The following is an 11,780-nucleotide window of genomic DNA, read 5'->3' as shown; positions in this document are numbered from 1 at the left end:
ATAATCGAGAACTATCAATATGTGCCTTTTTTTTGATATGCGGTAATGCACTTCCGTCAGAAATGGATTTTATTTTCCAAAGAGTGTAAGAGAGTGGAAAGTATAGAGGACACATTCGGTTGGAGACTCATTTTTTTCCGTTAGATTTGCGTCAAATTTTATAGCAGATGGAAGAATTGATCCAAAGTGTCATTGCCCAGGAGGCAGAGGCCATAAAAAAAATACCTGTAACCGAGGCGTTTTCAAAGGCTGTTGACCTTATTCATAAGCAGGTTCACGGGCGAAACGGGAAGTTGGTGGCCAGCGGAATGGGGAAGGCCGGCCAGATCGCCCTGAATATTGCCACTACATTTAGTTCGACCGGTACCCCGGCAGTATTTTTACACCCCAGTGATTCGCAGCACGGCGATTTGGGGGTGGTTCAGCAAAACGATGTGCTTTTACTGATTTCCAACTCGGGCAAAACCCGTGAAATAGTGGAGTTGGTTGATTTGGCTGAAAATCTTTATCCCGGATTGCCACTGGTAGTTATTTCCGGCAACCCGGAAAGTGTACTGGCAAAAAGTGCCGATGTTTTTATTTCTACCGGCAACCCGGAAGAAGTGTGTCCGCTGGGGCTTACTCCGACTACTTCTACTACGGTAATGACCGTAATTGGCGATGCGCTGGTAGTAGCGTTGATGTCAAAAATCGGATTTACCAGCGGCGATTATGCCAAACGTCATCACGGAGGTTATTTGGGAGATAAATCACGTTTACAGGCAGGGAACGGGCTCCCATTATCAGGGAAATAATGTACTCCCATTTTTGCGGGGAAATGCCCGCTGATTAAAACAAATTTTGAACGTAAATATTTATTATGCGCATCACAAAAGAAAATACTGCAGGACTTATCATTGACATACAGGAAAGATTATTTCCGGTTATGTGGAGAAAAGAAAAGTTTTTACAAAATTGTCAGATACTTATTCAGGGGTTGAATGAGCTGGGTTTGCCTCTTGTTGTTACCCAGCAATACACCAAAGGCCTGGGAGAAACGATAGACGAAATCAAATCAATTTTGCCGGCATTTCAATACAGTGAAAAAAAAGATTTTAGCTGTTGCGATGAGTCTTCAGTAATCGAAAAGCTGAAAGAACTGAATGCTAAAAATATCATCTTGTGTGGTATTGAATCCCACGTGTGTGTGTTGCAAACTGCTGTGGATTTGAAGGAAGCCGGACTGAATCCGGTAGTGGTGATGGATTGCGTTTCATCCCGCAACCCGGAGAATATTGAACTGGCCAAAGAGCGGTTCAGGTTTGAAGGGATTTTAATGACTTCGGTTGAATCGATATTATTTGAACTGACCCGTTCTGCAGCGGCACCGGAGTTTAAAGCTATTTCCAGGCTTGTCAAATAAAATGATGGGAGATAGGTCGGCCAGGTGCCGGCACATTCACATATAAAATCACCCATAGGACATTTTTGTTGTTTGCAGATTGTTAAAAAAGAAATAGTATTTCAGTTGCTGGTTCGTTGAAAATTGTCATATTTTGCGAACCTGAATTAAACGAAAAATCAAAAACAAATGAGCGGATTTTTTGGCGTTATTTCAAAAACCGATTGTGTTTTCCCTGTATTTTACGGAACCGATTATCACTCGCATTTGGGCACCAAGCGTGCAGGGTTGGCTTTTTTTAATCCGAAGGATAATTTTCAGAGGGCTATTCACAGCCTGGAAGACGGGTATTTTCGTACCAAGTTTGAAAACGACCTGAGAGATTTTAGCGGTAACTCCGGAATCGGAGTCATCAGTGACACCGAGGCACAACCCCTTGTTACAAATTCGCATTTAGGGAAATTTGCTATCTCTACGGTTAGTAAGATAGTAAATGCAGATGAGTTGGAGGAAGAATTTTTGAAAAGCCATCGTACGTTTTCCGAAACCAGCCAGGGTAGCGTAAACCCTACCGAACTGGTGGCCATGCTTATTGCTAAAGGAGACGATTTTGTTTCGGGAATTGAGAATGTTTTCGATAAAATAAAGGGGTCGTGCTCTCTTTTAATTCTTACAGAGAATATGCTGATTGCCGCTCGCGATAAGTTGGGAAGAACTCCGGTAATTATTGGTAAAAATGGGGATGGTTTTGCCGTTGCCTCCGAAACCAATTCATTTCCAAACCTCGATTATGAAATTGAGAAGTATCTGGGGCCGGGAGAAATTGTTCGTATTACAGCCGATGGATATGAACAGATTCGTAAACCTAACCGACAAATGCAGGTTTGTTCGTTCCTCTGGGTTTATTATGGGTACCCTCCTTCCTATTACGAGGGAATAAATGTGGACGAAGTACGTTACCGTTGTGGGGCTGCACTGGCCCGTAAAGATGAGGTAGAGGCTGATTTTGTGGCCGGTATACCCGACTCAGGGCTTGGCCATGCCATTGGTTACAGCAACGAGCGAAAAATTCCGTATATGCGGCCTTATGCCAAATATACACCTACCTGGCCGCGCAGTTTTATGCCCCAAAACCAGGCAACCCGTGAGTTGGTGGCGAAGATGAAATTGATCCCGAACCCGGCAATTATAAAAGGGAAACGGGGTATTTTTCTTGATGATTCTATTGTGCGTGGCACACAATTGAAAGATAATACACGTGATTTACACGAGGAGGGAATTAGTGAAGTGCATATGCGCATTGCCTGTCCGCCATTAACCTATCCGTGTGAATTTCTCAATTTTTCGCGCTCACGCCAGGCGCTTGAACTGGCCACCAGAAAAGCAATCAGCCAGTTGGAGGGAAAGGGTGAAGTAGATATGGCAAAATATTCCAATCCGGAGACAGACGAGTATAAAGCAATGGTGGAACGCATCCGGAAAAACCTGGGCCTGACAACGCTCCAGTTTCAAACGTTGCCCGATTTGGTAAATGCCATTGGGCTGCCCAAGGAAAAATTATGTACCCATTGCTGGGACAATAGCAGTTACTTTAACAGCTCAGAATAATCTTTCGTCTCTGTAATTAATTGAAAAGTAGTGTGTTTTGGGTAGAGGGGTGAACAAAAGATTCAGCCCGCTATGCAAATCCATTATCTTAAAATGACCCGGAACATGCTTCCTTTAAAAAGGAAGGTTTCCGGACTTTCGCGACAAAATAATTATTTTTAGTCCGCAAAAATTTGAAAAAATGCTTGAAATCTGCGCCATTGCCTCAGGGAGCAATGGGAATTGTTACTATATAGGGAATAAAAAAGATGCTGTTCTGATCGATGCCGGAATCTCCTGCAAACAAATTCTTCTCAGGCTAAAGGAGAAGAATTTGGATTCAGAGAAAGTAAAGGCGGTTTTTATTTCGCACGAGCACAGCGACCATGTCCGCGGGGCAAGGGTTCTGGCCAAACGACTGAATGTGCCGGTTTACTTTACAGCCAAAACATTTCATGCCTCCTATAAAAATATGCTTCCAGCATATCCCCGTTTTTTTGAACCCGGAACAGCGTTAAATGTGGGGGAATTTACGATACATCCTTTTTTGAAGAATCATGATGCCTCCGAACCTTGTTCATTCCGGGTTGAATACGCCGGGAAAAATGTAGGAGTGTTTACCGATATTGGCGAACCCTGCGAAAACGTAACTTTTCATCTGGGGTTGTGCGATGCCGTATTTATGGAATCCAACTATGATGAGGAGATGCTGAGAACAGGTCCTTATCCGTATTACCTGAAACAACGTGTGGCATCCTCAAACGGACACCTGTCGAACCGGCAGGCGCTAAACCTGCTCGAAGAAAGTGCGGGTGTTCAGTTGAAATGTGTTTTTTTAAGTCACCTTTCAGCCGAAAACAATACTCCGGAACTGGCACTTTCAACTTTGCAGCCGCTAACAACAAAGTGTGATGTGAAACTTACTTCGCGGAGCGGGGCTGCCGATGTTTTTGTGTTGTAGGGGATATTAATCTTCTAACCCCTTTTGTAAATATCTGAAAGATCGCCGGATCGACCTGTATTCTGTTTGCCTAAACTCTGAAAAAGTACCGGTTAATAGAAAAAAGATCTGATTCGCTTTAAATTCTGTCAGGATGAACCGGACAGTCCCTTTTACTCTTCTTCCCAGGTAATGTCATAAAGGTAGTCGTTGAACGGAAAGCGCTGTGAATGAATTACCTTTACTTCATCGTACAGGATTTTTTTCAACTCATCGATATTATCTTTTTGTTTGGCTGAAATAAAAATGGCAGGAGTGTTATTTTTGGCCATCCATGAATTTTTCCATTCATCGAGGGAGAAATTTTCTTTTGTTCTCGGTGTTAGATCATCTTCCTCCTTTTCAACGTAGCTGAATGCGTCAATTTTGTTGAAAACATAAATATTGGGTTTGTCGCCCGAATCTATTTCTTTCAGTGTATTGTTTACCGTTTCTATTTGTTCTTCAAACCCGGGGTGCGAAATATCCACCACATGTACAAGAATATCGGCTTCGCGCACTTCGTCGAGAGTGGATTTGAACGACTCTACCAGGTCGTGGGGCAACTTCCGGATAAAACCTACCGTGTCAGCCAGCAAAAACGGAAGGTTTACAATTACTACTTTGCGCACGGTAGTGTCGAGTGTTGCAAAAAGTTTATTCTCAGCAAATACTTCCGACTTGGCCATCAGGTTCATCAGTGTTGATTTCCCCACGTTGGTATACCCTACCAATGCAACACGAACCAGCTTGCCCCGGTTTTTCCGTTGCGTTGCTTTTTGCTTGTCAATTTTTTTTAATTGCTCTTTGAGTCGGGCAATTTTATCGAGAATAATACGGCGGTCGGTCTCAATCTGCGTTTCACCAGGGCCACGCAACCCAATTCCTCCTCGTTGCCTTTCGAGGTGGGTCCACATTCGGGTAAGGCGAGGCAGAAGATACTGGTACTGTGCCAGCTCAACCTGTGTTTTTGCATGTGCTGTTTTTGCACGTCGGGCAAAGATGTCAAGTATCAGGTTGGTGCGATCCAATACTTTACATTCCAGTCGCCGCTCAATATTTCTTAATTGTGTGGGAGTCAATTCGTCATCGAAAATAACGGTGTCGGCTTCCATTACCTTTATGTAATTGCCTATCTCTTCCAACTTACCGGGACCCACAAAAGTTGAAACATTCGGAACATCCAGCTTCTGTGTGAATTTTTTAAAAACCACCGCTCCGGCGGTATCCGCCAGAAATTCGAGTTCTTCGAGGTATTCCAGAGCCTGTTTTTCTTCCTGGTTATTGTAAATTAAACCAACAATTACAGCTTTTTCTGTTTGCGGAGTAGTTTCAATCATACATTAAATGTCGTAACATAAAAAACTCCTGACCCCACATAGGGACCAGGAGCATAAAAATATTTTTTTCCTTCTTATTGCAATACAAAGTTAATTGGAACAGTGTAAGATACACGTACTGGTTTTCCACGCTGTTTCCCGGGTTTCCATTTTGGAAGGGTATTTACCACACGCAAAGCTTCTTTGTCGAGTGAAGGGTCAACCCCTCTGGCAATGCGTGCATCGGAAATACTTCCATCTTTGTCAACAACAAATGTAACGTAAACCCTGCCCTGAATACCATTTTCCTGGGCAATAACCGGGTATTTTATCGCATTGGCAATAAACTGCCTCAACGCCATTTCCCCACCAGGGAATTCAGGCATATCTTCAACAATAAAGAAAACCTGGGTGTCTTCTTCTTCCTCTTCTTCCTGAGTAGAGATAACCGGAGCAACATCGATTATCATGTCTTCCGTAACTTCGGTATCTTCAATTTCCAGTTCGTCTTCAATTTCCACGTCATCCTCTACAATATTCAATACTTCTACAACTTTTGGCGGAGGAGGTGGCGGTGGTTTTACTTCCTGCTCACGAGTAATCGGAATGATTTCTTCTTCTACTTCCTGCATCTCAACCTTCCCCAGTGAATCCACTTTTTTAGGCGAGGTTTTATACTCGAAAGCTGCAAGGACTAACCCCAAAGCAATAACCAAACCCAACATCAGGAATAAGTTCCTCTTATTCTCAAGGTCCGCTTTTGGCGACTTCTTAACTTCCATAATACTTTATTTTATTCGTTCTTTTAGTTTTTTAGCCTCAATTTTCGGAGGGCTAAAGATAAAAAATAATTGTCACTTGCAAATCAATTTTTCTGATATTTCAAACGATAGTCATTTCTGCGATGAACACTGTTCATGAACTTGTTTGTTTTTTTGTTAAAACCAGCTGTCAGAAGCCACAAAAACTTTACCATAGGACACTTTTGGAGTCCAAAATTAAATCTTTTTGAAGAAAGCAAATACAAATTTGTCATGATTGACTTCAGTCTGATGAGAAAAGGGATTGCTCTTAATTACCAAGTTTTTTACTCTTGTAATAGGTTTTTGTCCATAAAATGCACGGTAACTGTTTCGTTTTTGTTGTAATCGTAAAATGATGGCAATGATGACTGGAAACTTCCAATGAATAATTAGTATTTTCAGTTTGGATAATATTGTATTAGTGGGCGACAGTATTGTACCGTTTTAATAGGTATTGATTCTCTACTTTTGAACTGTGAAAAAACGTTAAAATGGGCATCTGAAATTAAAGAACTTATTTTCAAGAATAGGTTTTCAAAGTTTATGATTTCTCACAATGTTGAATATAAACCTAGCAATTTTTTTTATGAAAGAAAAAAAGAAAAGAGAATGCTTCCTGACAGAATGTTTATTGGGAGCTTTGTTGCGTATTAAGTTGCTGGCAGTTTTTGTTATTTTTTCAATAATGTCAACTGTCGCTGGAGATCTAAAATCAGTCTCCTTGGAACGGAATTCTGTTGTGGCAGAACAGGATAAAAAAGAGATTTCGGGAACAGTGAAAGACACTCAGGGAGCTCCATTATTTGGAGTAACTGTTGCTGTAAAAGGCACCTCGTCAGGAACAATTACTGATGTGGATGGAAAATTTAAACTATCCATACCAACGTCTGCAAAAATTCTTGCGTTTTCATTTGTTGGGATGAAAACAAAGGAGGTTTCCTGTGAGGAGCAGACTACGTTTAATATTGTTATGGAAGAAGAGTCCATTAGTTTGGGAGAGGTGGTTGCAATTGGTTATGGAACAGTAAGGAAGCCAGATCTTACTGGCTCAGTGGGTGTTGCTTCGGTAGAGGACATGGCAAAAGCACCAGTTGCTTCTTTTGATGAAGCACTTGCAGGACGCGTTGCCGGAGTACAGGTAACTGCTACAGACGGGCAACCAGGAGCAGCAATAAATATTGTAATCAGGGGGAATGGTTCATTAACTCAAAGCACCTCCCCATTATATGTTATAGATGGTTTTCCTGTGGAAGATCCGGATCCAAAAACCTTAAACCCGGAGGAAATTAAGTCAATGACGATTTTGAAAGATGCATCATCAACCGCCATATATGGGTCAAGAGGTGCAAACGGAGTAATATTGATTGAAACCAAGAGAGGTCAGGTAGGAAGGCCCGTGGTTACTTTCAGCAGTTCTACCGGAATACAAATGGCTCCCAGTAAAATAGAATTAATGAGTCCATACGAATTTGTGAAATACCAACAAGAGCTTCATCCTACTTCTAATACCACAGCCTATTACTTTTTGGATGATAAAGATCTGGACTACTATAAAGGAATGGCTGGCCTTGATCTTCAGGATCATTTGTTCCAGCAAGGTATTACCCAAATATATGATCTTGCTATGAGGGGAGGAACAAAATCAACACGGTATTCTATTTCCGGTTCATATTACGATCAAAAAGGAACTATTATTAATACCGGCTTAAACAGATATTCTGGCAGGGTTACTATTGACCAGGAGATCAGTAATAAAATTAAAACTGGTGTAACGGTTAACTATGCAGTTTCAGAACAGCAAGGACAGGTGATAAATGAAGGGCAATATAGTAATGCCAACCCTACATCATTTGTATTGTCAAGTGCCTGGATGTACAGGCCTGTCGATTTCTATCCTGACACTGACTTGTTAACTTCATTATATGATGAAGCTGCAGTAACAACAAGTGATATCAGGATCAATCCTTATATAAGCCAAAAAAACCAATATTCGTTTAGAACAACCAAATTATTGGAAGCAAACGGATATATAAGTTATGATATTATTAAAGATCTTACCTTTAAATCTACTTTTGGCACGCGTCAAAATACATTCATAAATGAAGCTTTCTATAATTCAAATACTGCTCAAGCTAGTCCGGCAAACTTGAATAACCAGAATGGTATTTTTGGATTAATTAGAACTACCAGCAGAAATCAATTCAATATTTCCAATACCCTTACATATAAGAAAACCATTAATAAAAATCATACTATAACAGGACTGGCATTATTCGAGGCCAGCAAGTTACATACTAACATACATGGTTATGGAGGGAAAAATCTTCCAAATGAAAATTTAGGTATGGATGGACTTAATGAAGGAGTAGCTTATAACCCTGCCTTTTCAAACAGTGAGAATAAATTGGCCTCATATGCTTTCAGGGCAGACTATAACTATAAATCAATGTATATTCTGACAGGAACATTCAGGGCTGATGGTTCATCAAAATTCCCTAACAATTGGGGGTATTTCCCATCAATGGCAGCTGCCTGGAATATGCATAAAGAAGAATTCTTTGCCAATGCCTTGCCATGGATCTCAACATCTAAATTACGGTTTGGTTATGGTAGTACGGGGAATAACCGCATTGGGGACTTTGATTACTCTTCTAGCTTATCATTCGATCTGGTGAGCCATGGTTATTCATTCAATAATGCAATGGCTGAAGGAGGTGCATACGTTAGCAATGTTGGAAATGCAGGGTTAAAGTGGGAAACCGTGAAAACTATTGACCTGGGATATGAGTTAGGTCTTTTGGAAAATCGGATTATGTTTGAGTTTGAAATTTATCGAAAAACAACAGAAGACCTGCTACTGCGGGCAGATCTACCTCCAACAACAGGTTTTTCAAAAGCAGTTAAAAATATAGGTAGATTAAAAAATGAAGGATTAGAAATATCAGTTAATACAACTAATGTTTCAACCGTTTCATTTACATGGCAGAGTAACTTTAATATAAGCTTTAACAAAAATTCGGTATTGGCATTGACCAATGGACAACGGAATCTTCCCAGTACCGTATCGTATGTATCTCAGTTTGGACAACCTTTATATCTTGCAGAAATTGGAAGATCCTCGGGTATGATGATTGGTTATATATGGGAAGGAAACTATCAATATGAAGACTTTGAGAATCCTGCTCCGGGAGTGTATATTTTAAAGCCTGATGTGCCGGGGAACGGCTCTACGCGAAGTTCAATTCAGCCTGGAGATATAAAATATCGTGACCTAAATGGAGACGGCACCATGAACAATGCAGACGTAACATTTATCGGACGGGGAAATCCAAAGCATATTGGTGGTTTTACCAATAATCTTTCGTATAGAAATTTCGACCTGAATATTTTCTTCCAATGGTCGTACGGGAATGATGTATATAATGCTAACCGCTTATTATTGGAAGGTAACAGTAACAAATATGCACTTATTAATCAATATGCAAGCTACGTGAATCGTTGGACACCGGAAAATGCTACTAATGAGAATTACAGAGCTGGGGGACAAGGCCCCATCGGATATCACTCATCGAGAGTAGTTGAAGATGGTTCATTTGTGCGACTCAAAACCGTAAACTTAAGCTATTCAATTCCTGAACGATTTATTAGGAAGGCTTACCTTAGTCAGTTGAGCATTAATATTTCTGCTCAAAACCTTGTTACATGGACCAATTATACAGGATTGGATCCAGAAGTATCGACCCGTGGTAACTTACTTACTCCGGGATACGATTATTCTTCTTATCCGAAGTCGCCAGCTATTCTTTTTGGAATAAAAGGAGCATTTTAAAAACGTTTAAATTCAAGTAAAATGAAAATAAAATATTATTCATTCGTTTTAATTATTTTAATGGGATTGAGTTCGTGCAATGAGTATCTGGATACAACTCCAACTGACTTTTTGAACCCGCGTAATTATTACGAAACAGAAGATCAAATAAACTTTGCTAAGAATAGCGTTTATGATATTCTTGGACAAGCCAGGTTTCATGGAATTGGAAATTACCTGATGGCATGGACTGCGGATGAAGCATTTATGAATAGAACCAGCTTAACAACAGGTCCTTGGAATTATTTTTATAATCCATCTGACAGATATACCTTGTATTTGTGGACAGCACTTTATGATGGAATAAACCGAGCTAATGTCCTACTGGCAAATGTTGACAATAATCCTGACATCGATAAGGAATTCAGAGATGTTGTTCGCGGGGAGATGTTGTTTTTGCGAGGTTTTTATCACTTTTACTTAGTGACCTACTTCGGAGGCATTCCTGTAAAAACAGAGCCAACGTCATCAGTTAATAATGTTGATCAATCAAGAAATACGATTGAAGAAGTTTATGCACAGATTATTGCAGATATGGAAGCTGCCGAACCTCTAGTAAAAGGGATCAAGGATGTAGTATCTCCTGGGGTTGTTAATAAATCGGCTGTAAGAGGAATGTTGGCCCGTGTTAATTTACAAATGGCAGGAGAACCGTTAAAAGATGAAACTCGGTATCAGGAAGCACGCAATTGGGCTAAAAAAGTAATGGACGATTCCGAAGTCGGACATGAACTGAACCCTAGTTATCCACAGGTCTTTATAAACCTTGCTCAAGACAAATACGATGTTAAAGAAAGTCTTTTTGAGGCTGAAATTTGGAGTAATAATACAACAGGACAATATGAGGCGGGCAACAGTGGTTATATTAATGGAGTATCGGCTGCTGCTATTCATGGTAGAGGTGTAGCTTATTTAACTACAACTTCAAAGCTTTATGATGCCTTTGAAGAAGGCGATAATCGCTTCTGGTGGAGCATTGCGCACTTTACATACAGCACAGGTTCATCAGCTGTCAAAGGTGAAAAAAATATGGTAAATGTTACAACAAACCAAAGAACAAAAAATACAAAACAACCTGCCAAATATAGAAGGGAATATGAAACTCTTGAACCACAAGCAACTAATGCTACACCTATTAATTATACATTTCTTAGGTACGCTGATGTTTTATTAATATTTGCAGAAGCCGAAAATGAGATCAATAGTGGCCCTACTCCTGCAGCAATTGAAGCAGTGAATAAAGTAAGGCAAAGGGCATGGTCAACCGGGGTGAAAACAATCACCATCACCAATAATGGTTCAGGTTATACCACAGCCCCAACAGTAACTTTTTCTACTGGAACTGGGACTAATATAGGATCGGTGACTGCTACTGCTACTGCTACAATTTCAGAAGGTCAAGTTACGGCAATAACTTTAAATCGGGATTTAACAGGTGTAACTTACTATGATGAAGGACAATATAGTAGTCCTCCAGCAATTACGATAAGTGGTGGAGGCGGGACAGGGGCTACTGCAGTAGCTACAATCTACGACAAATCTGAAGGTAATGTTAAACCTGAATTTACTGCGTCAAAAGAAAGCTTTCTGGCATTCTTGCAAGATGAAAGGATGCGCGAGTTGAATCTGGAATACAAAAGAAAAGCTGACCTTTTGCGCTGGGGTATTTTCTTACAAGTGAACCAGGAAATGGCTAACAGATTAGCTGTTGAATATCCAGGCTCTCCGTTTATAAAATATTATTCGAATGTAACTGAAAGGGATTTGTTTATGCCAATTCCTACGAACGAATTGATTACAAATCAGAAAATGGTACAGAACCCGATGTGGTAAAACAACTTAA

At 40.4% G+C, this 11,780-nt stretch carries 8 protein-coding genes; 6 read left to right on the top strand and 2 right to left on the bottom strand.

The window, feature by feature from the left end:
• Positions 1–167 precede the first annotated feature (167 nt).
• From D1164_RS07735 to D1164_RS07720, 4 genes are all read left to right on the top strand, one after another.
• Positions 168–794: an SIS domain-containing protein gene (locus D1164_RS07735; protein ID WP_119349396.1), complete on the top strand. Its 627-nt coding sequence runs from the start codon at positions 168–170 to the stop codon at positions 792–794.
• Positions 795–859: 65 nt separating this feature from the next.
• Positions 860–1,402, top strand: coding sequence for a hydrolase (locus D1164_RS07730; protein WP_119349395.1), 543 nt, complete (start codon positions 860–862; stop codon positions 1,400–1,402).
• A 168-nt stretch (positions 1,403–1,570) separates the two neighbouring features.
• On the top strand, positions 1,571–2,989 hold the full coding sequence (locus tag D1164_RS07725; protein WP_119349394.1) for an amidophosphoribosyltransferase: 1,419 nt from the start codon (positions 1,571–1,573) through the stop codon (positions 2,987–2,989).
• A gap of 181 nt (positions 2,990–3,170) precedes the next feature.
• Complete coding sequence (locus tag D1164_RS07720; protein ID WP_119349393.1) at positions 3,171–3,929, top strand: MBL fold metallo-hydrolase; 759 nt, start codon at positions 3,171–3,173, stop codon at positions 3,927–3,929.
• A 152-nt stretch (positions 3,930–4,081) separates the two neighbouring features.
• On the opposite strand, the gene hflX is transcribed toward D1164_RS07720, so the two are convergent.
• Both hflX and D1164_RS07710 read right to left on the bottom strand, forming a co-directional pair.
• On the bottom strand, positions 4,082–5,287 hold the full coding sequence (gene hflX, locus D1164_RS07715) for a GTPase HflX (protein ID WP_119349392.1): 1,206 nt from the start codon (positions 5,285–5,287) through the stop codon (positions 4,082–4,084).
• Between the two features lie 74 nt (positions 5,288–5,361).
• Positions 5,362–6,048, bottom strand: coding sequence for an energy transducer TonB (locus D1164_RS07710; protein ID WP_119349391.1), 687 nt, complete (start codon positions 6,046–6,048; stop codon positions 5,362–5,364).
• A gap of 742 nt (positions 6,049–6,790) precedes the next feature.
• On the opposite strand from D1164_RS07710, the gene D1164_RS07705 reads away from it, so the two are divergent.
• The gene (locus tag D1164_RS07705; protein ID WP_172594383.1) at positions 6,791–9,898 is read left to right on the top strand and encodes a SusC/RagA family TonB-linked outer membrane protein; all 3,108 of its coding nucleotides are present in this window, start codon (positions 6,791–6,793) and stop codon (positions 9,896–9,898) included.
• Between the two features lie 21 nt (positions 9,899–9,919).
• A complete protein-coding gene (locus D1164_RS07700; protein ID WP_119349389.1) occupies positions 9,920–11,770 on the top strand; it encodes a RagB/SusD family nutrient uptake outer membrane protein in 1,851 nt (616 codons plus the stop codon).
• Positions 11,771–11,780 lie beyond the last annotated feature (10 nt).

This window comes from Mariniphaga sediminis, from assembly GCF_003573545.1.
Lineage (GTDB): Bacteria > Bacteroidota > Bacteroidia > Bacteroidales > Prolixibacteraceae > Mariniphaga > Mariniphaga sediminis.
This window is presented reverse-complemented; position numbering and strand designations above follow the sequence as displayed.